The 24,458-nt window shown below is 66.4% G+C and carries 20 protein-coding genes; 7 read left to right on the plus strand and 13 right to left on the minus strand.

The features are described 5' to 3' along the window. The first annotated feature begins 4 nt into the window (after positions 1 to 4). On the plus strand, positions 5 to 673 hold the full coding sequence (locus ACUJB0_RS06740; RefSeq protein WP_444844553.1) for a tRNA-uridine aminocarboxypropyltransferase: 669 nt from the start codon (positions 5 to 7) through the stop codon (positions 671 to 673). Here ACUJB0_RS06740 and ACUJB0_RS06745 read toward each other — a convergent pair. The 3 genes from ACUJB0_RS06745 to ACUJB0_RS06755 are packed head-to-tail and all read right to left on the minus strand — an operon-like array spanning position 656 to position 5,951. Beyond that, complete coding sequence (locus ACUJB0_RS06745) at positions 656 to 3,523, minus strand: Hsp70 family protein (protein ID WP_444844554.1); 2,868 nt, start codon at positions 3,521 to 3,523, stop codon at positions 656 to 658. The genes ACUJB0_RS06740 and ACUJB0_RS06745 overlap by 18 nt on opposite strands. A gap of 2 nt (positions 3,524 to 3,525) precedes the next feature. After that, positions 3,526 to 5,379, minus strand: coding sequence for an Hsp70 family protein (locus tag ACUJB0_RS06750; protein ID WP_444844555.1), 1,854 nt, complete (start codon positions 5,377 to 5,379; stop codon positions 3,526 to 3,528). Then, on the minus strand, positions 5,376 to 5,951 hold the full coding sequence (locus ACUJB0_RS06755) for a DUF2760 domain-containing protein (protein WP_161082319.1): 576 nt from the start codon (positions 5,949 to 5,951) through the stop codon (positions 5,376 to 5,378). Before ACUJB0_RS06755 ends, ACUJB0_RS06750 begins: the two co-directional genes overlap by 4 nt. A 231-nt stretch (positions 5,952 to 6,182) precedes the next feature. On the opposite strand from ACUJB0_RS06755, the gene ACUJB0_RS06760 reads away from it, so the two are divergent. Next, positions 6,183 to 7,343: a PA0069 family radical SAM protein gene (locus ACUJB0_RS06760; protein ID WP_444844556.1), complete on the plus strand. Its 1,161-nt coding sequence runs from the start codon at positions 6,183 to 6,185 to the stop codon at positions 7,341 to 7,343. Here ACUJB0_RS06760 and ACUJB0_RS06765 read toward each other — a convergent pair. After that, positions 7,335 to 8,015 carry an O-methyltransferase gene (locus tag ACUJB0_RS06765; protein ID WP_444844557.1) on the minus strand — a complete coding sequence of 227 codons (681 nt, stop codon included), beginning with the start codon at positions 8,013 to 8,015 and terminating at the stop codon, positions 7,335 to 7,337. The two genes, ACUJB0_RS06760 and ACUJB0_RS06765, sit on opposite strands and share 9 nt — an antisense overlap. A 79-nt stretch (positions 8,016 to 8,094) precedes the next feature. Between ACUJB0_RS06765 and ACUJB0_RS06770 the strand changes: the two genes are divergently transcribed. Next, positions 8,095 to 8,721, plus strand: a complete 627-nt coding sequence (locus ACUJB0_RS06770) for a TetR/AcrR family transcriptional regulator (RefSeq protein WP_444844558.1) — start codon at positions 8,095 to 8,097, stop codon at positions 8,719 to 8,721. Between the two features lies 1 nt (position 8,722). Here ACUJB0_RS06770 and ACUJB0_RS06775 read toward each other — a convergent pair whose 3' ends face one another. From ACUJB0_RS06775 to ACUJB0_RS06785, 3 genes are read right to left on the minus strand one after another with little or no spacing between them, the layout of a single operon-like run. Next, the gene (locus ACUJB0_RS06775; RefSeq protein ID WP_444844559.1) at positions 8,723 to 10,942 is read right to left on the minus strand and encodes an alpha-galactosidase; all 2,220 of its coding nucleotides are present in this window, start codon (positions 10,940 to 10,942) and stop codon (positions 8,723 to 8,725) included. Positions 10,943 to 10,963: 21 nt separating this feature from the next. Continuing rightward, on the minus strand, positions 10,964 to 11,539 hold the full coding sequence (locus ACUJB0_RS06780; protein ID WP_444844560.1) for a gamma-glutamylcyclotransferase: 576 nt from the start codon (positions 11,537 to 11,539) through the stop codon (positions 10,964 to 10,966). Between the two features lie 7 nt (positions 11,540 to 11,546). Further along, entirely contained in the window at positions 11,547 to 12,461 is a 915-nt protein-coding gene (locus ACUJB0_RS06785; protein ID WP_444844561.1) for a LysR family transcriptional regulator, read from the minus strand. A gap of 89 nt (positions 12,462 to 12,550) precedes the next feature. Here ACUJB0_RS06785 and ACUJB0_RS06790 point away from each other — a divergent pair, with 89 nt between their 5' ends. The 4 genes from ACUJB0_RS06790 to maiA are packed head-to-tail and all read left to right on the plus strand — an operon-like array spanning position 12,551 to position 16,113. Continuing rightward, positions 12,551 to 13,087, plus strand: a complete 537-nt coding sequence (locus ACUJB0_RS06790; protein WP_444844562.1) for a VOC family protein — start codon at positions 12,551 to 12,553, stop codon at positions 13,085 to 13,087. Further along, a complete protein-coding gene (locus tag ACUJB0_RS06795) occupies positions 13,084 to 14,106 on the plus strand; it encodes a fumarylacetoacetate hydrolase family protein (RefSeq protein WP_444844563.1) in 1,023 nt (340 codons plus the stop codon). The genes ACUJB0_RS06790 and ACUJB0_RS06795 overlap by 4 nt, the downstream gene beginning before the upstream one ends. A 28-nt stretch (positions 14,107 to 14,134) precedes the next feature. After that, complete coding sequence (locus ACUJB0_RS06800; protein WP_444844564.1) at positions 14,135 to 15,472, plus strand: MFS transporter; 1,338 nt, start codon at positions 14,135 to 14,137, stop codon at positions 15,470 to 15,472. Next, a complete protein-coding gene (gene maiA, locus ACUJB0_RS06805) occupies positions 15,469 to 16,113 on the plus strand; it encodes a maleylacetoacetate isomerase (RefSeq protein ID WP_444844565.1) in 645 nt (214 codons plus the stop codon). Before ACUJB0_RS06800 ends, maiA begins: the two co-directional genes overlap by 4 nt. Before the next feature lie 11 nt (positions 16,114 to 16,124). Here maiA and ACUJB0_RS06810 read toward each other — a convergent pair whose 3' ends face one another. The 6 genes from ACUJB0_RS06810 to ACUJB0_RS06835 form a co-directional block, all read right to left on the minus strand. Further along, complete coding sequence (locus tag ACUJB0_RS06810; protein WP_444844566.1) at positions 16,125 to 18,155, minus strand: TonB-dependent receptor; 2,031 nt, start codon at positions 18,153 to 18,155, stop codon at positions 16,125 to 16,127. Positions 18,156 to 18,274: 119 nt separating this feature from the next. Next, positions 18,275 to 20,020 (minus strand): diguanylate cyclase, encoded by a 1,746-nt coding sequence (locus ACUJB0_RS06815; protein ID WP_444844567.1) that lies wholly within the window; start codon positions 20,018 to 20,020, stop codon positions 18,275 to 18,277. A gap of 74 nt (positions 20,021 to 20,094) precedes the next feature. Next, complete coding sequence (locus ACUJB0_RS06820) at positions 20,095 to 21,261, minus strand: ABC transporter permease (RefSeq protein WP_444844568.1); 1,167 nt, start codon at positions 21,259 to 21,261, stop codon at positions 20,095 to 20,097. A gap of 10 nt (positions 21,262 to 21,271) precedes the next feature. Then, positions 21,272 to 22,429, minus strand: coding sequence for an ABC transporter permease (locus ACUJB0_RS06825; RefSeq protein ID WP_444844569.1), 1,158 nt, complete (start codon positions 22,427 to 22,429; stop codon positions 21,272 to 21,274). Between the two features lie 4 nt (positions 22,430 to 22,433). Beyond that, positions 22,434 to 23,132 (minus strand): ABC transporter ATP-binding protein, encoded by a 699-nt coding sequence (locus ACUJB0_RS06830; protein WP_444844570.1) that lies wholly within the window; start codon positions 23,130 to 23,132, stop codon positions 22,434 to 22,436. A gap of 13 nt (positions 23,133 to 23,145) precedes the next feature. After that, positions 23,146 to 24,366, minus strand: a complete 1,221-nt coding sequence (locus ACUJB0_RS06835) for an efflux RND transporter periplasmic adaptor subunit (RefSeq protein ID WP_444844571.1) — start codon at positions 24,364 to 24,366, stop codon at positions 23,146 to 23,148. Between the last annotated feature and the right edge of the window lie 92 nt (positions 24,367 to 24,458).

The following is a 24,458-nucleotide window of genomic DNA, read 5'->3' on the forward strand; positions in this document are numbered from 1 at the left end:
GCCTATGACGACCAGTACCGGCGGCGACGCCGCTCCAGCCACTCCACGACCCACGCGCGCGCAATGCGCCACGTGCCTGCGCCCGCAGCGGACCTGCATCTGCCGCTGGGTAGCGCGCTTGCCGAACACGGTGGAGGTGCTGATCCTTCAACACCCGATGGAAGTGAACAACGCCAAGGGCAGCGCGCGCCTGCTGCATCTGAGCCTGGCCAATAGCCGTCTGGAAGTAGGGGAGACGTTCGCGCCGGAGCACCTGCGGGCGCTGTTGTCGCCCGAGCGCCGCAGCGTGTTGCTGTACCCCGACACCGCCGAGGACAAGTCGCTGGGCCTGACGCCCGCGCAGCCATTTGATGCGGACTGGCTGCGCGAGCCGCAGCTCCTGCGCCTGGTGGTGCTGGACGGGACCTGGCGCAAAAGCCGCAAGATGCTGTATCTGAATCCGGCGCTGCAAGGCCTGCCTCGCCTGCCTCTGCGCGACACACCGCCGTCGCACTACCTGATCCGCAAGGCGCACCTGCCGGATCAGCTGTCCACGCTGGAGGCCACGGTCTACGCGCTGGCCCAGCTGGAAAACGATATAAACAAATTCAACCCGCTGATCGACGCCTTCGACGGTTTCGTCGCCCAGCAGGCAAGCTACGTGGCGCGGCCGCCGTCAGGCGATCAGCTTTAAGCCAGGAGGCAGGGCCTCGCCCAGCATGCGTTTTTCGTCCGCCTGGTCGAGCTGCACCACCTCGCGCACCATCGCGCTCCAGCTGGCTGGCGCGCCAACGGCGGCAAGGCGCCGCAGGATTTCCGCCCGCAGCGCTTCGCCGATATCGCGCGAACGGTCGCCCGTCATGCGCGCCAGATGGGTGGCCGCGTAACCGGCCGGCTCCACCTTCTTCCAGTCCAGCGACAGGATAACGGCCAGCCATTGTTCGACAACCGCCGACTCCACCACATCATGCGCGCTGCCGTGGAAAGGCTGGCGCGCGCCGACCCGGCTCAAACCCCACAGGAAGCGCGCCTGCGCCGCTTCGGCCTTGCCGGCATCGGCCGCGCCGTTGCGGGTCTTGTTGGCTGCCGCCTTGCTCGCGGCCTTGGTCGCCGCCTCCAGCCGGCCCAGCATCCAGGCGCCGATTTCGGCCTTGTAGTTGCCGGGGATGCGCTCCAGCGATGCGCCCAAGCGCAGCATGTCTTCCTCGCTGCCGTTGACCAGCGTCTGCGGACGGCGTCCGCGTTCCTGGTCGTCGGCCTGCACGTTGAAGGCGAAATCGTCCAGCACGCGCAGCTGCGCCTCCACACTCAGGCCGCCGGCCACGCGGCGCCACAGCGTCCACCATTCCGCGCAGACCTGGCTGTCCTTGTGGTGCTGGACACCGGTGTCGAACATGGCCCACAGCTGCTCGATGCGCCACTCGTCCAGCGTGTAGCCGAAGCCGGGACGCAAGCAATAGCCGCTCAGGTTCAGCCACGCGCGTTCGTGCTCGGACGAGCGGCGGCGGCCTTTGGCGCGCTGCATCAGCGCGTCGAACAGGCGGCGCAGCAGCGGCGTGGCCCAGCTTTCGCGGCTGCCCAGCAGATGTTCGAGCTGTGTGCGCAGTTGTTTGACTTCCTTGATGTCGACCTGCTGCGCGCGGCTGCCGAAGATGCGATCAATCTTGTCGATGGCCGCGTCGAAGCCTGCCGGCATGGGCGCTTCTTTCGGCGCTGCGGTATCGCTGTCCTCTTCGACGGCCGCACCGCGCAGCTGGAACTCCAGCAGCCAGCGCTGGCCGCCTTCGATGGCGACGCAATGCACGTCCAGCGTGCCCACCTCGCTCAGCGTTGCGGCCAGCTGCACCGGGATCTCCTTGCGGGCATCGGCGGCGCTGCTGTCGCGCAGCACGGTGGCGATAGGCGGCAGCTGGACGTATTCGTCGGCTTGCAGCTCGACCAGCTCACCCGCTTGCGGCGGCGCGGCTTCGGAAATCGAGGAGGCCAGATGGAAGCGTACCGGCCGTCCCAGACGCAGCGCGAAGGTGCGGTCGGCCAGCAGGATCTCGCGGTTCTCCGCGCTGCCGCGTGGCAGGATGCAGATGGCGCGGCGCGGCTTGTCGTGGCGCGCCTCGTCGTCCAGCAGCAGGAAGTAGCTGCGCGGTGAGCCGCCGCCGATCACCGGCGCTTGCCCCGCCTGGCCCAGCGCGTAGGCGACGCCACCGCGCGCCACCGCCACGTCAGGATTGTCGTTGTGCAGAACGGTCAGCGGCTGGCCGCGCCAATTGGCCAGCGTGGCCTCAAGCCGCGCGGCCAGCGCGTGGGCGCGGAACACGCCGCCGTTGAGCAGCAGCGTATCGGGAACGGGGATGGAGTCGTCCGCAGCGATGCCCAGCGCCTCGCGCGCGGCGGCCGCGTGCTGGCGCAGGAAGCTGGCCAGGTGGCGCGTGATGGCCGCATCGCTGGCATAGGGCAGGCCGAATTCGACGATGGCGCCACGGCCGCGCTGCGCCGGTTCCCGCGCTGCGTTGAGCGGGAAGAATCCATCCACCACCAGCGCCGCGACTTCATCGCGCGTCAGCTCGGCCGAGCGCGAGCTGCCGATCAGGCGCGAGCCGGAGCCGAGCAGGGTGACGGTGGTGCGCTCCGGCGCGTCGGCCGCGAGCAGCAGTTCCTTCGCGGCCCGGCAGCGTTCCGCCAGCTGCGAAAGCCGGCTGGCCGACAGGCGTGCTTGCGTGGCGTCGCCGCCAGCCATGCGCGCCTCCACCAGATGCGCCAGCGCCAGGTCCATATTATCGCCGCCAAGTATCAGGTGGTTGCCCACGCCGATGCGGCTGATCCGCGGCTGGCCGTCGACTATTTCGACTTTGATCAGACTGAAGTCGGTCGTGCCGCCGCCGACGTCGCAGACCAGCACCAGGCGCGTGGCCGCGAGGTCCGCAGCCAACGTGGCGCGCTGGAGGAACAGCCAGTCGTAGAAGGCCGCCTGCGGTTCCTCCAGCAAGCGCAGGTCAGGCAGGCCGGCGATGCGCGCAGCCTCCAGCGTCAACGCCCGCGCGCCTTCGTCGAACGACGCGGGGATCGTCAGCACCAGCTGTTGATGTTCCAATGGATGCGCAGGGAAGCGCGCATTCCACGCCGCTCGCACATGCGCGAGGTAGGAAGCGCTGGCCGCCACCGGCGACACCTTGGCCACATCGGCCTCGGCGCCCCACGGCAGTATCTGCGCCATGCGGTCCACCTGGGGATGCGACAGCCAGCTCTTGGCGCTGGAAACCAGCCGCCCCGGCACCTGCGCGCCCAAGGTACGCGCCAGTCGGCCAACCACCACTTGCGGCAGACCCGCGACATCGGCCGAGGGCCACGGCAGTTGCAGGTCGCCGTCCGCCAGCTCGCCCTGCGCCGGGTGATAGCGCATCGACGGCAGCAGCGCGCCGGCGCCGACTTCGCCCGGCGCCACCAACTGCTCGATTTCGAACAGGCGTATCTGCGCGCTGCCTGGTTCCGAATAAGCCAGCACCGTGTTGGTGGTGCCGAGATCGATGCTGACGACGTATTGGCTCATGCTCAGGCTTGGGCACCCGCGCGCACGTCGAACTCCACCTTCCAGCGCTGGCCGTCGTTGGCCACCGCCTGCAGTTCCAGCGTGCCGGACTCGGTCGCCATCGCATGCAGGCGCACCTGCACCACGTCGCTGACGGTGCGGCCTTCGGTCGACAGCGTCGCCTGGATCTCGTTCAACTCGATCAGTTCATCGGCGCTCCAGAAGTCCAGCAGGTCGCCGATCTGGTCCTGCCGGCGCACCGATGACCCGAAGAAGCGGAACTGCACCGGCTCGCCGACCACCAGGCCGAACTCCTGGTTCGGCAGCTCAATCTCGCTGCCTTCCTCCATGCCGAACGGCGCCACGCACAGCGCCTGGATCGGCGGCTCCATGCCGGGGATGGCCGGCATCGACGATTCGATCGCCACGTAGTACGCACGCGCCGTACCACCGCGAATGCGCACGCCGCTGCCGCGACGCACGTAGCTGTAGTAGGCCGCGCCGCGCGCCACCGCCAGGTCCAAGTCCGCGCCGCCCAGCATGCGCGCAGGCTCGGAGCCCTCCATGTACAGCCAGTCATTGATGGTGCCCATGATGCGCTGCGCCAGCAGCTCCGACTTGAATACGCCGCCGTTGAACAGCACCGCAGTCGGATGCAGGAAGGTCGCGTCGGCGTTTTGCTTGCCGGCGTAGCCTTCCAGTTCGCTGGTGGCGCCGAGCTGGCGCGCCAGGAACGCCGCCAGGTGGCGCGTGATGCCCGCGTCCTGCGCATACGGCAGGCCAAGCTGCGTCAGGCCCGCGCGCGTGCGCACCGCCGGACGCGCCGCCGCATCCACCTGCGGGAAGAAGCCGTCGAGGATGAAGGTGGTCACCTCGTCGCGCGTCAGTTCGGTGCGGATCGAACCGCCGATCAGTTTCGAGCCACGGCTCGGCACCACGATAGGCCAGGTATCCACGCTGGCGTCGGCCAGCAGCTTTTCCTTGGCGGTGCGGCAGCCGTAGGTCAGCGCGCGCATCTGCCACGCGTCAAGCTGCGTGCCATTGGCGGCCAGCTTGCGCGCCACCAGGTGCGCCAGCGCCAGGTCCATATTGTCGCCGCCCAGCAGGATATGGTCGCCCACCGCGATGCGGTGCGGTTCCAGCACGCCGTCGCGTTCCAGCACGGCGATCAGCGAAAAGTCGCTGGTGCCTCCGCCCACGTCCACCACCAGGATGATGTCGCCCGGCTTAACCTCCTTGCGCCAGCGGCCTTCGCTGCCCTGGATCCAGCTGTACAGGGCCGCTTGCGGCTCTTCCAGCAAAGTCAGATTGGTGTAGCCGGCGGCGCGCGCCGCATCGGCCGTCAGTTCGCGCGCGCCTGGATCGAATGAGGCGGGGATCGTCACCGTCACCGCCTGCTCGCCGAACGGCGCGTCGGGGTGGGCCTGTTCCCATGCCTTGCGCAAGTGCGTCAGGTAGCGCGTGGACGCCTCCAGCGGCGAGACGCGCGACACTTCTTCCGGCGCGTCGTTCGGCAGCAGCGCGGAGCGGCGGTCGACGCCTGGATGGCTCAACCAGCTCTTGGCGCTGGAGACCAGGCGGATCGGCGTGGTGGCGCCACGGCTGCGCGCCATCTCGCCGGCCACGCTGGTCTGCTCTTCCGGCGACTGCGGCCATGGCAGGCTCAATTCGCCCGGCGCCAGTTCGTCCGCGTGCGGCAGGTAAAGGAAGGAGGGCAGCAGCGGCAGCTCTTCCACCGTGCCCGGTGCGGTCAGCTGAGGAATGGCCAGCACGCCGTGCTGGGTTTTCTCGCCGTCGCTGGCGCCCAGGTCCACATAGGACAACGCGCTGTGCGTGGTGCCAAGGTCGATGCCGATGGCGTAGCGTGGATCGCTCATAATTCCACCTCCGCCGGCGCCAGGATGGACGCGTCATGCGCTTCCGCCAGTTTCGGCAGGCGCACGTTGGAGGCGCGCCAGCCGCGATGGCTCAAGGCGCCGCGGAACGGCGCGCTGCCGACCACATTGCCGGTCAGGCGCACGGCGCTGGCGTCGAAGCCTTCTTCCAGCACGATGCGGCTGCCTTCGGCCTCGCTGCGCACAGCTTCGATGGTGAAGTGCTCGCGCAGCACCTTGCTGCATCCTTCATGCACCACGCGCGCGGCGGCGCCGATGTCGGCGTCGGAATAAGCGCTCAGGTTCTCCTGGGTGAAGTCGATCAGGCGTGCCTCGCGCTGGAACAGGCTCAGAAGCTGCAGGGCCGCATCCGGCGTGGCCACGCGCAGCGGCGCGGGGGCCGGCGCTGGCTTCGGAGCAGGCGTTGCGACCGGCGCGGCGGCCGGTTGCGGCGCGTCGTCGATGCGCGTCAGGCGCGCTGCGTAGTCGGCGTCGGACAGGGCGCGGAAAAAGGCGCCGATCGCGATCGATATCCTGCTAAAAAAAGACGGCAATGGTTGACTCGAATTGTTCATGTTTGTGTGCTCGTATCGGGTGAGCCGGGGCGCCGCATCGGCGGCATCCTGGCGAGGTGTGGGTTGGGGGCGCGCAAGGCGCGGGGAATTCCATCCCCCGGAAGTCCTGCATGATACCAGCTTGACCACGTTGCCCCCAAGGCAGCAACCCCGCGCGATTGATATTTAGCTTGATATCGCTATTTCAAGCGCATAGAATACTGTCTATATATACAGTAGTTTGGTGCCGCGATGTCCCACGATGAAAATAATCAAGAGCATGTGATGCTGCCGCCGCCCTCGCTGAAGGCGCAGAAGGGCCGTGGCGCGGTGTCAAACCTGCAGGGCCGCTTCGAGGTCAACATCCGCGAGGTGTACGACGACGGCTGGGAGCGCGAGGAGGAGGAGGAAGCAGCGCCGTGGAAGACGGTGGTCACGGACGAACTCTGCAAGTCCATCCTCAGCCGCAACGCCTCGCCGGATTTGCCGTTCAGCGTCTCGCTCAATCCGTATCGTGGGTGCGAGCACGGCTGCATTTACTGCTTCGCTCGGCCCACGCACAGCTATCTGGGCCTGTCGCCGGGCATGGATTTCGAGAGCAAGATCTTCGCCAAGGTCAACGCGCCGGAAGTGCTGCGGCGTGAACTGGCCAAGCCGAGCTACGAGCCGTCCTCGATCGCGCTCGGCGTCAACACGGACGCCTACCAGCCCTGCGAGCGTGAACGCAAACTCACCCGCCGCGTGCTGGAGGTGCTACAGGAATGCCAGCATCCGGTGGGCTTGATCACCAAGTCCTCGCTGATCGAGCGCGACATCGACATCCTGTCCGCGATGGCGGCCAAGGAGCAGGCCGGCGTCGCCATCACGCTGACCACGCTGGACCCGGCCATCGCGCGCACGCTGGAGCCGCGCGCGGCCGCGCCGGCCCGCCGCCTGCGCACGATACGCACGCTGACCGACGCCGGCATTCCTGTCGCGGTCAGCGTCGCGCCCATCATCCCCTTCGTCACCGAACCCGACCTGGAGCGCATCCTGGAAGCGGTGAAGGAGGCCGGCGCCGTCAGCGCCCACTACACGGTGCTGCGCCTGCCATGGGAAGTGGCGCCGCTGTTCCACCAGTGGCTGGAGGCGCACTTCCCCGAGCGGGCACAACGCGTGATGAACCGCGTGCGTGAAATGCGCGGCGGTAAAGACTACGACAGCACCTTTGGCGCCCGCATGAAAGGCGAGGGCGTTTGGGCCGAGCTGATACGGCAGCGCTTCAAGATCGCCACCGAGCGCCTCGGCCTGACCGGGCGCGGCAGCCGCTTCCACAACATGGACGCGTCACAGTTCACGCGTCCGCTGGTGGTGCCGCCGCTTGGCGCGCGCGCCAAGGCGGCCGCCGCTGCCGGGCAGATGGATTTATTCTGAGACCGCCGCACCAATGAGGACGGACAGCTCGACATCCTCCCCGAACGGCAGCGACATATAGCCTGACGCGGGTGAGCGCACCATCGCCACATAATCCGGGTTCATGTCGGCGTTGTCCGCGATGATGAGCGCGCCCGGCCGCAAGCGGCTGCGCACCAGGCCGAGGATCTCGGGGTAGAGCGCCTTGGCGCCGTCGAGCAGCAGCAGGTCGATCTGCTCCGGCAGGTTGGTGGCGAGCGTCTCCAGCGCGTCGCCGGCGCGGATGTCCACCAGGTCGAGCAGGCCGCCTTCCTGCAGATGGCCGCGCGCCCGCGCCACCTTGGACGGCTCGAACTCGCTGGTGATCAAATGGCCGCCGCCGTTGTCGCGCAGCGCGGCGGCCAGGTACAAGGTCGAGATGCCGAACGACGTACCGAACTCGACCACGTTGCGGGCGTTGCAGCTGCGCGCCAGCATGTATAGCAGTTCGCCGGTCTGGCGCGACACCGGCAGCGGCACGTCCTTCAGCCGATGGTAGAGGTTGATGTATTCCGTCTTGCTGTGCATCAGGCGGTCGCGCTCGTCCTTGGACAATTCGGCGACAGCCGGGATGGCGGAGATCTGCACCTTGGCGGCTTCGTCAAACAGGCGGTCGAGCAGCGGCGCGACGGGATTGGTGGTCAGGGTTGTCATGGGTGATTCCTTTCAAAAGAAGTACGGATATAATATGAATAATCCTTCACATTTCATATTCGCATTCCGAAACCACCCCATGACAGAACCTGCAAAAGCCACTATCTCCTCGCGCAGGAAGCCCAAACAGGCGCGCTCGGCCGACCTGGTTTCGGCCATACTCGAAGCGGCTATTCAGGTTTTGGCGAAGGAGGGCGTGCGCCGCTTTACCACCACGCGGGTGGCGGAGCGTGCCGGCGTGAGCGTGGGATCGGTGTACCAGTACTTTCCGAACAAGGCGTCCATCCTGTTCAGGCTGCAGGCGGACGAGTGGCGGCAGACGACCGAGATGCTGATCACCATCCTGCAGGACATGCGCAAGCCGCCGCTGGAGCGGCTGCGTCTGCTGGTCCACGCCTTCCTGCGCTCGGAGTGCGAGGAGGCCGAGATCCGCACCGCGCTCAACGACGCCGCCCCGTTCTACCGCGACACGCCCGAAGCGCATGAGACGCGCGCGGCGGCCGACCGCATCATCGAACAATTCATGCGCGAAGCCCTGCCCAAGTCGCCGGACAGCGTGCGCGTGTTGGCCGGCGACCTCGTGATGACAACCTTCAGCTCAGTCGGCAAACAGTTTTCGGAAACCCCGCGCACGGCTAAAGAAATCCACGCCTACTCGGAAGCGCTGGCCGACATGCTGTGCGCCTACCTCGCCAGCCTGAACTAGTTCAAGCGCCTTCCAGCACAAAGGCGGCAGCCTGGAAGTCCCCCTCCAGCACGACATCGATACCGCGCCCCATCCAGTAAGCGCCGCTGGCAACTTGCGGAGTCTGCGCCGTCGCGCTGCCGGAAATCGCACGGAGCGAATAATTCCGCTTCGGATCGAGCCCGCGCAGCTGGATGCCTGGCTGCGGATTGCGCCTGCCGCCGGAGTGCAGGAACGCGAACAGCACGGCCTGCTTGCCATCCTGCGCCACGGACAGCGTGGCCGAGCGCGCCGCTCCGCGCTGTGGCGACACGAGACGGTACAGCTTCCCTCGCTGCACCGTCGACCGGATCGTCTTGTACTCCGCGACCAGGCGCTTTGCCGTGGCAAAATCCTCTTCCCGCCAGTGATTCAGGTTGGCGCCGATACCCAGCGAACCCTGCATCGACGACAGGAAGCGGTATTCCAGCGACGTGACGCGCTTGTTGAGGTAGTTCGGCGCATCGGTCACCCAGGCCATCATGATCCCCGGTGCGTAGGCGTGGCTGAAGCCGTCCTGGATCAGCAGCCGGTCGAACGGATCGGTATTGTCGGAGGTCCACACCTGGTCGGTCAGCGCCATGATGCCGAGATCCACGCGACCACCGCCGCTGGCGCAGGATTCGATCTCCAGCTTCGGGTGGCGCCGGCGCAGTTCCGCCAGCAGCTTGTACAGGTTTTCCACGTAGCTGACATACAGCCTCTGCTGATCGCCGGCCGCCTCCGGCCAGCCCGGCTCCGACCACGCGCGGTTGTGGTCCCACTTGAGGAAGGCGATGTCATGCTCCGCGAGGAGCTTGTCGAGCACGGTAAGTAGGTGATCGTACACATCCTTGCGCGCCAGGTTCAGCACCAACTGGTTGCGTGCCTCGCTGCGCGGCCGGCCCTTGAAGTTGATGACCCAGTCCGGATGGGCGCGATACAGATCGCTGTCCGGATTGACCATTTCCGGTTCCACCCACAGCCCGAACTCCATGCCGAGCGCATTGACCCGTTTGATCAGCGGCGCCAGTCCGTTCGGGAATTTCTGCCGGTTGACGACCCAGTCGCCCAGGCCTGCCTTGTCGCTGTTGCGCGCGCCGAACCAGCCATCGTCGACAACGAAACGTTCGACGCCGATGCTTGCCGCCTTCTCGGCCAGCGCCACCTGTCCCGCCTCATCCACGGCGAAAGTGGTCGCCTCCCATGAATTGTAGAGAATAGGGCGCAAGCGCGGCTGCGGCGCGCCGGGCAGGATGCGCTCGCGCTGGTAGCGGTGGAATATGCGGGACGCGCCGCCAAAACCGTCCGCCGAATACCCCGCGTGGAACACGGGCGACGCCAGGCTCTCTCCCGGCTTCAGGCGATAGGCGAAGTCGAAAGGGTTATAGCCGGCGGTCGCGCGGACGCCGCCCAGTGCATCCATATCGACATGGATGCGCCAGGAGCCGCTCCAACCCAGCGCACCGAACCACACGGGGCCGGATTCTTCTTCCGTGCCGGCCTGGCTGATTGCGATCCAGGGATTGGCTTGGTGGGAAGTGACGCCCTTGCGGCTTTCGATCACCGTGGAGCCCGGCTCTATCGGGCGCGTCTGCAAGGCGAACTCCCCACCCCAGCGTCCGGTCAGGTAGGAAAGGCGGTAATCGTCTCGGTATGGCAGGTTGATGCTCGCAGCCGCCAGCTGGTCGAGCTGGATCCAGCTGGCCGTGCGGTTTTCCACCACGGCCGAGCGGGCCAGGATGCCGGTGCTTGCATCCATGGCATATGTCAGGGTCACGTGCACGGCGCGGCTGGCGTCTTTCACCCGCACCACGATCCGGTCCTTGTCGAGCTGGTGGCTCACGTAGCGCAAGACGAGGTCGCGAACGCCGTCCGGGAAGGTCACTTTCAGCGCGGGTTCCACGGTCAGGCCGCCGCCAAAGCCAGGGAACTCGAACGGCGTGATCGTGACCGGCATTTCATTGGAGGAGTTTTCCGGCACCGGCACTGGCGCCGGCAGCCTGTCCCCGCTGGACAAGCCGCTGCCCCAGTACATCGACTGCAACTGCCCATCGCTGTTGACGCCGAAGGCGTAGGTAACACCCTCGCCGTCGAGCCGGAAGACCTTGGTGGCCTCGTCCACGGAGGGCCGGGCCATGACCGAACCGTCGACGGCGATGCCGGCGAGGCCGCCGAGTAGTTGCATGCAGAGGGTGCGGCGGCGCTGGTCGACTTGGGTCATATGGTGTTGCCCTCGTTATTGTTACGGTTGATGGTTTTTCAGCGCGGCCAGATGCCGCTCGATTTCGAACACATGCTGGTCATGCCGGCCCAGCTCGCGCAGCGCGTTGGCCAGGTGGTTGAGATAGTCGCTGTTCGGCCCGCTGGGGCCGGCGGAGCGGGCGATGTGGCGCGCGATCTCCTGCTCGGAAGCTTCGCCGAGGAAGGCCGTGTTGTCCGGCGTGGCGATATAGACCAGGCCCTCCACGCTGCTGCCGTCCTCAAATGAGATCGGGATCGCCAGCCGCAGGTAGCCATTCTTCTCGCGATGGTCCAGGTGGGTGAACACTTCCGGCGTGACCAGGTAGGCCATGCCGTGGCACACAGCGCCAGGCTCTTCGATGATGGTCACGACGCGGCCCGGCGCCTCCGGCGTGCCGCGATGGTCGTGCGAGCCCTGCCAGAAGCGCCGCGTCCAGTTGGCGATGCTGGCCGGACGGCGTTCAAGATAAGGAAAGTCGGCCTTGTAAATCAGCGAGCCGTAGCCGAACAGCCAGACGCTGTGGTGGCCGTCGAATTGGTCCATCTGTTGATTGATGGCGATGGTATCTGCTGTCATAGATCAATTATAACTGCGGCACATTCCAGTGATGCGAAGCGGCAAACTCCTGCAGGAAGGCGACAAAGCTCTCGGCGGCGGGGGACAGCGCCCGCGCGCTGCGCGTGTAGACGAAGAAGCGCCGCGTCAGCGCTGGCGATTCCAGGGTCCGCATCTGCAGTCCATACAGCTGCACCATCTTTTCCGCGTATGGCAGGCAGACCGTGATGCCCAGCCGCGCATGCACCATGGCCAGCGCCGTGGTCATGAAAGTCACTTCGTTGTACGGATTCAGCGACTGCTCGCGGAACGAGGCGTGCATGTCGCGCAACAGCCGCTCGGTGAACTGGCCCTGCAGCGAGATCACCGGAAACTCGTTGACGTCGGCCCAGGTGATGCGCTTGCGCCGCTCCAGCGGATGGCCGGGCGGATACACCACCACGAACGGCATCTCGAACAGCGGCTGCGCCTCGATCTCTGCGGTGGTGTCGCGGTCCGGGCCGATGCCGAAGTCCGCCTCGCCGCTGAACACGCGCGCCGACACCATCTCCACCGGACTGTCGGCCAGCCACACCTGCACGTCCGGATAGCGCTCCTTGTAGGCGGCGATCACCTCCGGGATGAGCGTGCAGGACAGCATCTGCGGCGCCGCCACCCGCACCGAACCCTGCTTGAGCGCCTTGCGGCTGGCGATGTCGGCCATGGCGCGGTCCAGGTCCTGCAGCATCTTCTCGAACAGCGGCGTGAGCTCGCGGCCGATCTCGGACAGCTGCGCCTTGCGGGTGGTACGCTCGACCACGCGCACCCCCAGCATCTGCTCCAGCTCCTTGATCTGCCCGCTGAGCGCGGATTGCGTCACATTGAGGTGTTCGGCGGCCAGCGTAAAGCTGCCGGTCTTGGCGAGCGCCACCAGGGCGCGCATCTGGCGCAAGCTAGGATTCATTGGGAAACCTGATAAGTGAGCTGAAAAATACGATTTGTATGATATCTGAAATTCGCATTTAATGTGCCATGCCCTTGTTGGAGACAAACATGAAAATCAAGCAAATACATCACGTGGCCTACCGCTGCATCGACGCCAAGCAGACCGTCGAGTGGTACGTCAAACACCTGAACATGGACTTCGTGCTGGCCATCGCCGAAGACGAAGTCCCATCCACCAAAGCGCCGGACCCGTACATGCACGTGTTCCTGGACGCCGGCCATGGCAACGTACTGGCCTTCTTCGAGCTGCCGACCCAGGCGCCGATGGACCGCGACCACAACACCCCGGCCTGGGTCCAGCACCTGGCGATGGAAGTGGAGAGCATGGAAGAACTGCTGGCCGCCAAGGAGCGCCTGGAGGCCGCCGGCATCAGCGTGATCGGCCCGATCAACCACACCATCTTCAAATCGATCTACTTCTTCGACCCGAACGGCCACCGCCTCGAACTGGCCGTCAACACCGGCACGCCGGAGATGATGCAGCGCCTCGACGCCGTCAAATGGGAGATGCTGGAAGAGTGGTCGCAGACCCGCAAGGCGCCCAAGCACGCCGCCTGGATGCACGCGCCGGAGGTGAAGGAATGAAGCTCGCGACCCTGAAGGACGGCAGCCGCGATGGCCGCCTGGTGGTGGTCAGCCGCGACCTGTCGCGCTACCAGCACGTACCGAAGATCTCCGCCACGCTGCAGCACGCGCTGGACAACTGGGAGCTGGTGTCGCCCGCGCTGGAGCAGGTCTACGCATCGCTCAACACCGGCGACGCGGTCGACACCCACCCGTTCGACCAGCAGTACTGCCACTCGCCGCTGCCGCGCGCCTACCAATGGGCCGACGGCTCGGCCTACATCAACCACGTTGAGCTGGTGCGCAAGGCGCGCAACGCCGAAGTGCCGGCCTCCTTCTACACCGATCCGCTGATGTACCAGGGCGGCTCCGACAGCTTCATCGGCCCGCGCGATCCGATCTTCGCGCTGTCCGAAGAGTGGGGCATCGACCTGGAGGCCGAAGTGGCCGTCGTCACCGGCGACGTGCGCATGGGCGCCAGCGCCGCCGACTGCGCCAAGGCGATCCGCCTGGTCATGCTGGTCAACGACGTCTCGCTGCGCAACCTGATTCCGAACGAACTGGCCAAGGGCTTCGGCTTCTTCCAGTCGAAAGCCGCCAGCGCCTTCTCGCCGGTGGCGGTCACGCCGGACGAACTGGGCGCGCACTGGGCCGACACCAAGCTGCACCTGCCGCTGCTGGTCGACCTGAACCAGCAGCCCTTCGGCAAGCCGAACGCCGGCGAGGACATGACCTTCAACTTCGCGCAACTGGTGGCGCATGCCGCCGCCACGCGTGAACTGGCGGCAGGCACCATCATCGGTTCCGGCACCGTGTCGAACAAGCAGGGCAGCCTGCATGGATCGAGCATCGCCAACGGCGGCGTGGGCTACTGCTGCCTGGCCGAAGTGCGCATGTACGAGACCATCGAAAGCGGCAAGCCGCAAACCGGCTTCCTCAAGTTCGGCGACAGCGTGCGGATCGAGATGAAGGACGAGCAGGGCGCCAGCATCTTCGGCGCCATCGAACAAACCGTCACGCACTACAAAGAGCGCAGCTAAAGCGCCGGCGAGACAGGAGGAGACAAAGATGGAACAATTAGTGGATATCCCCGCGCTCATCGACAAGAGCAAGATCGGCGCCTTCCAGATCGGCGTGTATGTGCTGTGCGGCCTGTGCATCCTGATGGACGGCTTCGACGTGCAGGCGATGGGCTATGTGGCGCCGGCCATCATCCAGGAATGGCATGTCAGCAAAGCCAGTCTCGGGCCGGTGTTCGGCGCCGGCCTGTTTGGCATGCTGGCCGGCTCGCTGGTGTTCAGCGTGATGGCCGACAAAATCGGCCGCCGCCCGGTGCTGATCGGCGCCACCATGTTCTTCTCGGTCTGCATGCTGCTCACGCCATCGTGCACCACGCTCGAACAGCTGCAATGGCTGCGCTTCGTCACCGGCATCGGCCTGGGCGCCATCATGCCCAACGTGATGGCGCTGGCCGGCGAGTACAGCCCGGTGCGCAGCCGCGTCACCTTGATGATGCTGGTCTCCTGCGGCTTCACCGTGGGCGCCGTGGTCGGCGGCCTGGCTTCGGCCGCGCTGATTCCGTCGTACGGCTGGCAGTCGGTGTTCTACGTCGGCGGCGCCATGCCGCTGGCGATTGGCCTGCTGATGATCTTCATGCTGCCCGAATCGATGCAGTACGTGGTCCTGAGCGGCAAGCGCGTCGAGCGCGTGGCGCAGTGGCTGCGCCGCATCGATCCGTCGGCCCCCGTGCATGCGGACAGCCGCTACCTGGTGCACGAGAAGTCCGGCAAACGCGGCTCGGTGGCGGAGCTGTTCCGCGAAGGTCGCGCGCGCACCACCGTGCTGCTTTGGCTGGTCAACTTCCTCAATTTGCTCAACCTGTACTTTTTATCGAACTGGCTGCCGACCATCCTCAAGGGCGCCGGCCTGTCGACCAGCATGGCGGTATTGGCCGGCACCATCCTGCCGGTCGGCGGCACCATCGGCACGCTGATGATGGGGCGAATGATCGACCGCTCCAGCTTCCGCAGCGTGCTGATACCGGGCTTCCTGGTGGCTGGCGTGGCGATTGTACTGATCGGCCGTCCGGAAGCGTCGCTGGCCTTCCTGTGCCTGGCGATCCTGGTGGCGGGCTTCTGCATCGTCGGCGGCCAGCCAGCCGTCAACGCGCTGGCGGCCAACTACTATCCGACCACGCTGCGCTCCACCGGCATCGGCTGGAGCCTCGGCGTGGGCCGGGTCGGCTCCATCATCGGGCCGGTGCTGGGCGGTGAGCTGATACGCATGAATTGGCCGAACAGCACGATCTTCGTGATCGCCGCCGTGCCGGCGCTGCTGTCGGCCGTCATGTTGTGGTTGATGGCGCCACCGCGGCCGGCCGCAATTCTAGAACGAGATTTCGCATGAAGCTTTACACCTACTTCCGCAGTTCCGCCGCCTACCGCGTGCGGATTGCGCTGAACCTCAAAGGCCTGGCCTACGATGCCGTGCCTGTCCACCTGCTGCGCGACGGCGGCGAACAGCTCACCGACAGCTACCGCGCGCTCAATCCGTCGGCGCTGCTGCCGACGCTGGACGACGACGGCAGCGTGCTCGGCCAGTCGCTGGCCATCATCGAGTATCTCGAGGAGACGCGCCCGCAAGCGCCGTTGCTGCCGTCCGGCGCGGCCGACCGCGCCCGCGTGCGCGCGCTGGCGCTGACGGTGGCCGCCGACACTCACCCGCTGGGCAACCTGCGTGTGCTGAAGTACCTGAAGGGGCAGTTGAAGGTAAGCGAGGAGGTCAAGCTGGAATGGCAGCAGCACTGGCTGCAGCTAGGCCTGGCGACGCTGGAGCGCATGCTGGCCGACGACCCGCGCACCGGCCGCTACTGCCACGCCGACACGCCGACGCTGGCCGATTGCTGCCTGGTGCCGCAAGTGTTCAGCGCCCAGCGCTTCGGCGTGGACATGACGCCATATCCGACTGTCATGCGCATCCATGCCGCCTGCAACGAGCTGCCCGCCTTCCAGCAGGCGCACCCGTCGCAGCAGCCGGACGCCGAATAGCGCCGGCAGGATCAGAAGCGGGTGGTCAGCGTCACGCTGGCGTTGCGCGGCGCGCCCGGCTGGATCTGCACGTTGTTGATGGCCGATTCGTAGAAGCGCGCATTGCCCACATTGTTCAACTTGAAGCGCACCTCATACTGCCTGGCGCGATAGCTGAGCGCCGCGTCCACGCGGACGTAGCCGGGCAGGCGCACGGTATTGTCGGACAGCGCGAACTGGTCGCCGCTGAGAATCGCGCCCACGCCAGCGCTCCACGCGCCGCCCAGTTCCTGGTCCACCCACAGCGACGCGCGCTGGCGCGGCGTCATCTCCGCCCGGTTGCCGCTCGGGATATCGTTGGACGCCACGATGCGCGCGTGGTTGTAGGTGTAGGACGCGTTCAGGCGGCCGCCTTGCCACAGCGCGCCTTGCAGCTCCAGCTCCACGCCCTCATTGCGCTGCTTGCCGACTTGAAGCTGGCGCAGGCCGGCCGGGTCGGTCGGGTCCAGCGTCAATTGGTTGCGCTGTTCGATGCGGAACAGCGCGGCGGTGGTGGAGATACGTCCACCCAGCCACTCCTGCTTGTAGCCCACTTCCTGCAAATCCGTCTGCAGCGGCTTGACCTGCGATAGCGGCGTGCTGCCGGTGTAAAGCAGGTCGCCGCCGCCAGGCTGCGACGAGCGGCTCAGGTTCAGATACCACGATTGTCCCTCAAGCGGCTGATACACCACGCCCGCGCGCGGCGAGACCACATTGTCGGTGCGCTCGCTGAACACCTCGGTCAGGCGATTGGTCTGCTCCTGCTGGAAGCGGTCGAAGCGCACGCCCGCCAGCGCCTTCCACTGCGGCGCGATGGTGATCTGGTCCTGCAGGTAAAGCGCCTGCGTCTTGGCCGTGAAGCCGTTGTTCAGCGCGACGGGCAGGGCGCCCAGGCTGGGCGCCGGCAGCACATGCGACGGCGCGTACAGGTTCACCGGCAAGCCGATGCCGGTTTGCGCGGTGACGACGTCGCGCTTCTGGTCCGACAGCTCCACACCGGCCAGCAGCGCGTGCTTGTCCAGCGTGTAGGCCAACTCGGTCTGGTTGATCAGGTTGCGCTGCGTCTGCGGGAAGTAGGTGATCTGGCGCGACACGGTGTTGTCCGCGTTGACGCGGCGGTTGCGGGTGTTCACGCCTTCAAGTTCCGTGCGGCTGTACTGGAAGGTGTTCTCCAGCTTCAGCCGGTCGTTGAAGCGGTGTTCCAGTTTGACCTTCGCCATGTCGCTGTCGGTCTTGGTGTAGTCGTAGCTCTCGCCGTAGAAGGTCGATGGCGGTACCGCCACCGGCCGGCCAGCAAGCGACGGCACGCCGCGATCCGGCGTGCGGTCCTCGCGCTGCACCTCGGCCTGCAGCAGCAGCGAGGTGGCCGGCGACAGCGCAAACTTCACCGAGGGCGCCAGCAGCTTGCGCGTATGTTCGACCAAGTCGCGATAGCTGTCGCCGGTGTCGTACACGGCGATCAGGCGGCCGTTGACGGTATCGCTCAGCGCACCGCCGGCATCGACGCTCACGCGCCGTTCGTTGTCCGACCCCAGCGTGGCGGAGACTTCGGTTTCCTGCCTGGCGCGCGGCTGCTTGCTGACGCGGTTGATCAGGCCACCGGCCGAGCCGCGTCCGTACAGCGCCGCCGCCGCGCCCTTGATCACTTCAATCTTCTCGACCGTCGCCAGGTCGCGCGAATACAGCGTGTCGTCGCGTACGCCATCGAGGCTGGTGTCGCGCAGCGAGTAGAAGCCGCGGATATAGAACTCGTCGCGGCGGCCTTCGCCCTGGCCGGCCACCACGCTGCTGACGTAGTCCAGCGCGTCCTTGCTGGTGAGCGCGGCGCGGTTGCGCAGGCTTTCCTGGGTCACCACGCTGACCGATTGCGGCGCGTCGAGCAGGCTGCCCTGGGCTTTGGTGCCGCTGGCGCCGGCGGCCAGGCCGTCGCTGGTGCCGGTCACGGTCACCTGCTGCATGGTTTGGATGTCGTCCGCCTGCGCGGAAAAAACGAAGCCTGCCAGCAGCAGGGGAAGTGGTTTCAAAACTGTTTTCATTGTTTGATCGCGGTAGCCGGGAAGGAACGCGAAACATTATCTTGTACAAAGGTAAATGTCAATGCAAATGATAATGATTCGTGTTTGCTGTCAAAAAGACTACCGTATCAGGCGCTGACCACCCGGTCGCGCCCTTCGTGCTTGGCCTGGTAGAGCGCCTTGTCGGCGCGCGAGATCAGCGACGAGGCGCTGTCCGGCGGCCCCTCCGGCGTCGACGAGGCCACACCGATGCTCACCGTGAGCGCGATCCGCTCGCCGTTGTCGCCCTCGATGCGCAGCAAGGCGACATCGGCCCGCAGCCGCTCGGCGGCGCCGCTGGCGACGTCGATCCCGGTCTCCGGCATCAGCAGCACGAACTCCTCGCCGCCGAAGCGCGACGCCATGTCGATATTGCGCATGCCGCCCTCCAGCGCGCGCGCCACCGCCACGATGGCGCGGTCGCCCGCTTCGTGGCCATAGAGGTCGTTGACGTCCTTGAAGTGGTCGATGTCGACCATCAGCAGCGACAGCGAATGCTTGAAGCGCCGGCTGCGTTCCAGCTCCTTGTTGATCTGCTCCGTCATGCGGCGGCGGTTGCCGATGCCGGTCAGCGGATCGGTGGTGGCCAGCTGTTCGAGCTTGGTGTTGGCCACCATCAGCTCCAGCGTGCGCCGCGTCACCCGCGCCTCCAGCTGGTTGCGCTCATCGTGCAGCGCGAGCAGCGTCTGGCGCCGGCCGCGCAGCGCGAAGATCAGCGCAGAGATCAACACGCCCTCCAGCACGATCAGCGTGAGGCCGGCCAGTATCTGCCAAAGGTACTCCTCGAACACGCTGCGCGGACGGTTGACCCATTGCGCCGTCGGCGGAATATTCTGCAAGTGGAAGTGCTGCGCCGCGCCGTGGTCGAACAGGTAGCCGGGAATGCCGGCGATATCGGGCTTGCGCTGCAACAGGATGGCGCCGATCGCGCGGCCGATGCGTTCCGCGCTGACCACGTAGCCGCCCACCACGCCGGGCACCACGATGGCCTCCCAGTTGGTGAAGATCGGCACCTGGGTGGTGGCCACCAGCTGGCGCGCGATGTCCACCGGCCGGCGGCGCTCCCCGGCGCTGTCGTGATAGCTGGGCAGCAGGAAGATGGCGCTGCCGGGCCGCAGCAGCGCGGCCCGGCGGAAGATCTCGGCGTAGGTCAGGCTGTCCCAGTATTCGAAGCGCAGTTGCCGAGCGTAGATGCCGGCCGCAGCGCGCACGCCGTTCACCGATTCCTGCATGCGGTCGGTGCTGTCGCCGATCACCACCACATGCCGCACCTCCGGCGCCACCTGCGGGATCACGCCGATGGCGCGCTCGAAGCTGGCCTGTACCTGATAGGCGATGCCGTCGTGCGGCGACCAGTTCAGGCGCCCGTGGTTCACGTAGTGGCGCGGCACGCCGCGGAACAGGTCGGGGCGGTCGCTGAGGAAGCGCGCCGCCACATAGTTCTCGGTGATGATGGCGTCGAACTGGATGTGCGCGTACTTGGTGCGCAGGTACTGCTCCATGCCGGCCTGCGCCTGCTCGTCGCCGACGCGCACGGCGTCGAAGCGTTCTTCGAAAATGCCCAGCGTGGAGGTCTGCCGTTGGTCGGCCAGTTCGGCCGACAGTCCCTTGTGGATCAGTGATTGCCAGGCCGACGCGGAATCGGAACCCAGCGAATATAGCACCAGCACCTTGCGCTCGCCGGTGGCCCACGTCGGCCCGGCCAGCGCCGCCAGCGCCCACGCCAGCAGCGCGCAGCCCAGCAGCAGCCGGCGCCAGAGTTGGCGCGACCCGATTCCTTGCGCGGCAAATGGATGATCCCTGTGCGGCATGGTCGGCGTTGAGTCCTGGGGCAAAACTGGCGCCTACGGCGAGGTTTGCATTAAGGAAAGTCTAGCACGCTTTCCCGCGCCATTGTGTGGTCACACGGTCATGCTGCGCGCAAGGCGTCGACGATTTTCATGCGGGCCGCGCGCAGCGCCGGCAGGAAGCCGCCGACCATGCCCATCGCCAGCGAAAACATGAGCGTTTTGACCACGATGGCGGGCGTCAGGCGGAAGCCGAACGCCAGCTCGGAGAAGGACTGGAAATTGGTGGTCGAGAAGGAAAGGAACTGCATCAGCGAGGCGCAGGCCAGGCCCAGCGCGCCGCCCAGCACCGCCAGCAGCATCGACTCGGCCAGGAAGGCGGCCAGGATGCTGCGGCGCTGGAAGCCCAGCGCGCGCAAGGTGCCGATCTCGCCGACGCGGTTGGCGACCGAGGCGTACATGGTGATGGTGGCGCCGATCATCGCGCCGATCGAGAAAATGATCGACAGGATCAGCCCCAGCACGCTGATGAAGGTCGACAGCGCCTTCGACTGGTCGGAGTAGAAGGTCTGTTCGCGCTTGGCGTCGAGCGTCAGGCGCTGGTCGGATTCGATGTCCTTCTTGAAGCCGTCGAACAGCGAGGTGTCGGCCAGCCGCAGCACCATGGCGGAATAGGCGTTGCGGCGGAAGGCCGGCATCAGCTGGTCGGCATCGCCCCAGATCTCGGAATCGAAGCCGCTGTTGCCGGCGTCGAACAGGCCGACCACGGTCCATTCGCGCTGGCCGAAGCGCAGCGTCTCGCCGATGCCGGCGCCCTCGAAGCGGCGCGCGATGCTGGCGCCGGCGATGATCTCGGAAGCGCCAGGACGGAACATGCGGCCCGCCGTCAGCTTCACCTGCGGCCGCAGCGTCAGGCCGCGCGGCGAGATGCCGCGGATGATCACGTTGGACGGCTTGGCCGAGCCGCGCTTGTTGAGCGAAATGAGCACCACCGTTTCCTTCGACAGCAAGGGCTGGCCGTCGGCGCCGAGCGCGATGGACGGATGGCTGGAGGCAATGCTGGCCTGGGTGCGGTCCACGCCGCTCTGCACCTCGGTGTCGGCCGAGCGGCGTATCAGGATCACGTTGTCGTATTCGCCGGTGGTGACCATGGTGTTGCGCAGGCCCTCGTCGAGCATCAGCACCGTGGCGAACACGAACACCACCAGCGCCAGGCCGGCGCCGGTCAGCGTGGTGGTCAGGCGGCGCGCCCACAGGTTGCGGGCCACGTAGGAGAGAGGGATCTTCATGATGGATGCGTCAACCTATGCTCCTCAAACCGTCGACGATGTTGATGCGCACCGCGCGGATGGTCGGCGCGATGGCGGCCAAGGTGCCGATGACCAGCGCCGCCAACACCTGCTGCAGCACCGTCAGCCGCGACACCTCGAACACCGGGAACATGGTGCCCATCACCTTGCCGAGGACAGTGGCGAACGGGAACAGGACGGCGATACCAATGGCCGCGCCGAACGCCGCCAGCAGCAGCGATTCGCCGAAGATCATCAGCGCCAGGAAGCCGGGGCCGAAGCCGAGCGCTTTAAGCGTCGCGTACTCGCCCAGCCGCTCGCGCGCGCTCATGGCCATGGTGTTGGCCATCACCGCGCCGATGATGACGATCACCACGAAGGACACCACGCGGATCGCCACCACGATCGCCTCCGACATCGACACAAAGCCCAGCTGGAAGGCCTTCTCGGTTTCGGTCAGCGTCTCGGCCAGCGAGTTGGCGAACTCCTTGTCGACGGCGGCGGAGATGGCGGCGGCGTTCTCCGGCTGGTCGATCTGCACCACGTACACGCCGATCTGGTTGGCGCGGCGCGGCATGACTTTCTTCATCGTCTCGTTGACATAGTCCCAGTGGAAGAACAGGGTGGCGGTGTTGGTGGTGCTTTGCCGGCCGTCGTAGATGCCGCGCACCGTCAGCTCCCAGTTGCCGGGGTAGATGGTGCCCTTGAGCGGAATGACGTCGCCGACCTTGAATCCATACTGGTCGGCCAGCTTGCGCCCAACGATGCAGCCCTTGCGGTCCTTGAGGAAGTCCGCGCGCTGCTCGGGCGGCAGCAGGTAGTCGGGATAGATGTTCAGGTAGCTCTCACCGGAGACGGCGAACTGCGCGAAGAAGTTCTTCGGATCCTTGTACGTGCCCTGGAACCAGTTGGCGAAGCCGACCCCGGACACGCCGGGCACCGCGCGGATGCGCGCCTGGTAGGACAGCGGCAGCGGGAATACCAGCGAGGTCTTGTTGCGCGTGACCAGCGTGGTGTTGGACGCGCCCTCGGCGCCGGCGTACCACGCGTCGACCACGGTCTGCAGCAGGCCGAAGGAAAAGATCGCCACCACCAGGCCGAGTATCGTCAGCGAGGTGCGCAGCTTGTGGCGCATGGCGTTCTTGAAGATCAGCCGCAGCGTGTACATGGTGTCAGGCCGGGACAGTCGGTTCGCCGGCGAGCAGTTCGCCCTTGTCGAGGTGGATCATGTTGCGCGCCTGCGCCGCCGCGTTGGCGTCGTGCGTCACCATGATGATGGTCTTGCCCAGCTGCTGGTTGAGCTGCTGCAGCAGCACCAGGATCTCGGCCGCCGAGTTGCGATCCAGGTCGCCGGTCGGCTCGTCGGCCACGATCAGCGTCGGGTCGGTGACGATGGCACGGGCGATGGCCACGCGCTGCTGCTGGCCGCCGGACAGTTCGTTCGGCGTGTGGTCCATGCGGTCGGCCAGGTTGACCATCTCCAGCGTCAGCTCCACGCGCTCGCGCCGTTCGCGCCGCGACAGGGGCGTGAGCAGCAGCGGCAGTTCCACGTTCTCGAACGCCGACAGCACCGGCATCAGATTGTAGAACTGGAAGATGAAGCCGACGTTGGTCGAGCGCCAGTGCGCCAGGTCGCTCTCGCTCATGCCGGCGATGTCCAGGCCCGCGATGCGCAGCACGCCGCTATCGGGCTTGTCGATGCCGGCGATGAGGTTGAGCAGAGTGCTCTTGCCGGAGCCGGAAGGGCCCATCAGCGCCGTGAAATCGCCGGCCGGTATCGTCAGGCTGATATCGCGCAGCACCTCCACCACCTGGTCGCCGCGGCGGTAGGACTTGACCAGGTGTTCGATCAGTACCAGTGGTTCGCTCACGCTGGTTCCCCGATCATTTTTTCGCCAGGCTGACGGCGGCGCCGTCGTGCAGCTTGGCGTCCGGCGCCAGCACCACCTTGTCGCCGGGCTTGACGCCTTTGACCTCGGTCAGGTCGCCGATCTTGCGGCCCTGCGTGACGGGCACCTGCTTCACCTTCTCGCCATCGAGCACGAACACCACCGGCTTGCCGTCGCGCGTGGCGATGGCGGCCGGCTGCACGGCGGTCACGGCCTGCCTGTCCTCCGGCGGCACGGGTTTCGACAGGAAGGCCACCTTGGCGCTCATGTCCGGCAGCACGCGCGGGTCGTGGTCGACGAAGCGCACCTTCACCAGCAAGGTGGCCTTGCTGCGGTCCATGGTCGGCACCATGCGCGAGACGTTGCCGGCCAGGTGCAGCTCGGGGAAGGCGTCGAGCAGGATCTCGGTCGGCTGGTCGACGCGGATCTTGCTGAGGTTCGATTCGGAGACGTCGGCCTCCACCTCCAGCGTGTCCATGTCGGCGATGGTGACCACCGCGCCCTTGCTGTCGGCGGCGGAGGAGAAGGGCGTGATGTTGTCGCCGACGTTGGCGCTCTTGGTCAGGATCACGCCGTCGAACGGCGCGCGTATCACCGTCTGGTCCAGCGCCACCTGCGCCGCCTGCGCGTTGGCCTTGGCGGCGGCGATGGCGGCGTTGTAGCCGGCGATATTGGCCTTGGCCTTGGTCAGCCGCGCCTGCGCGGTGTCGTAGGCGGAGGCGGTGATGAACTTCTGGTTCAGCAGCTCGGCGGTGCGCTTGAAGTTGGCCTGGGCGTCGAGCAGCTCGGCCTGGCCCTGTTCCAGGTTGGCCTGCGCCACCTTGACGTTGGCCTGCGCCTGGCCCAGCGTCGCGCTGACGTCGCGGTTCTCCAGCCGCGCGATCACCTCGTCCTGCTTGACCTTGCTGCCTTCAAGGACGCCCAGCCACTCCAGCCGGCCGGTGGCCTTGGACGACAGCGCCGCCTTGCGCTGCGCCACCACGTAGCCGGTGGCGTTGAGCAGGGTATAGCTCTGCGACGGCCAGGTCTGGGCCACGGTGACGGTTTCCACGCTGCTCTTGCCGCTGAACTGGCCCATGGCGACCTTGCCGCCTATGCCGGCCACGATCACCACCAGCGCGATCTTGATCCAGCGGCGGCGCTTGGACCGCTGCCCTTGAACCTGTGCGGGAGCGCCGCGTTCTATTTTCAACCTTGAGATGTCGGGAGTGGCCACAAATGCCTCGTAAAGAAAGCAAAAAATTAGCAAGAAGTTCACGCGAATAGTGCGGGAAAATCGCGGTCATGGCAAGTCGGTCCGCGATAACA

Origin of the sequence: Duganella caerulea, assembly GCF_040362985.1 — a bacterium.
Taxonomy (GTDB): Bacteria; Pseudomonadota; Gammaproteobacteria; order Burkholderiales; family Burkholderiaceae_D; genus Rugamonas; species Rugamonas vulcania.

Bases quoted from the DNA above. Each gene is read 5' to 3' on its own strand.
- ACUJB0_RS06765 (WP_444844557.1), bottom strand. From the start codon at position 8,015: ATGACAACCCTGACCACCAATCCCGTCGCGCCGCTGCTCGACCGCCTG.
- ACUJB0_RS06740 (WP_444844553.1), top strand. From the start codon at position 5: ATGACGACCAGTACCGGCGGCGACGCCGCTCCAGCCACTCCACGACCC.
- ACUJB0_RS06775 (WP_444844559.1), bottom strand. From the start codon at position 10,942: ATGACCCAAGTCGACCAGCGCCGCCGCACCCTCTGCATGCAACTACTC.
- ACUJB0_RS06750 (WP_444844555.1), bottom strand. From the start codon at position 5,379: ATGAGCGATCCACGCTACGCCATCGGCATCGACCTTGGCACCACGCAC.
- ACUJB0_RS06825 (WP_444844569.1), bottom strand. From the start codon at position 22,429: ATGTACACGCTGCGGCTGATCTTCAAGAACGCCATGCGCCACAAGCTG.
- ACUJB0_RS06820 (WP_444844568.1), bottom strand. From the start codon at position 21,261: ATGAAGATCCCTCTCTCCTACGTGGCCCGCAACCTGTGGGCGCGCCGC.
- ACUJB0_RS06755 (WP_161082319.1), bottom strand. From the start codon at position 5,951: ATGAACAATTCGAGTCAACCATTGCCGTCTTTTTTTAGCAGGATATCG.
- maiA (WP_444844565.1), top strand. From the start codon at position 15,469: ATGAAGCTTTACACCTACTTCCGCAGTTCCGCCGCCTACCGCGTGCGG.
- ACUJB0_RS06780 (WP_444844560.1), bottom strand. From the start codon at position 11,539: ATGACAGCAGATACCATCGCCATCAATCAACAGATGGACCAATTCGAC.
- ACUJB0_RS06785 (WP_444844561.1), bottom strand. From the start codon at position 12,461: ATGAATCCTAGCTTGCGCCAGATGCGCGCCCTGGTGGCGCTCGCCAAG.
- ACUJB0_RS06760 (WP_444844556.1), top strand. From the start codon at position 6,183: ATGTCCCACGATGAAAATAATCAAGAGCATGTGATGCTGCCGCCGCCC.
- ACUJB0_RS06800 (WP_444844564.1), top strand. From the start codon at position 14,135: ATGGAACAATTAGTGGATATCCCCGCGCTCATCGACAAGAGCAAGATC.
- ACUJB0_RS06745 (WP_444844554.1), bottom strand. From the start codon at position 3,523: ATGAGCCAATACGTCGTCAGCATCGATCTCGGCACCACCAACACGGTG.
- ACUJB0_RS06795 (WP_444844563.1), top strand. From the start codon at position 13,084: ATGAAGCTCGCGACCCTGAAGGACGGCAGCCGCGATGGCCGCCTGGTG.
- ACUJB0_RS06790 (WP_444844562.1), top strand. From the start codon at position 12,551: ATGAAAATCAAGCAAATACATCACGTGGCCTACCGCTGCATCGACGCC.
- ACUJB0_RS06770 (WP_444844558.1), top strand. From the start codon at position 8,095: ATGACAGAACCTGCAAAAGCCACTATCTCCTCGCGCAGGAAGCCCAAA.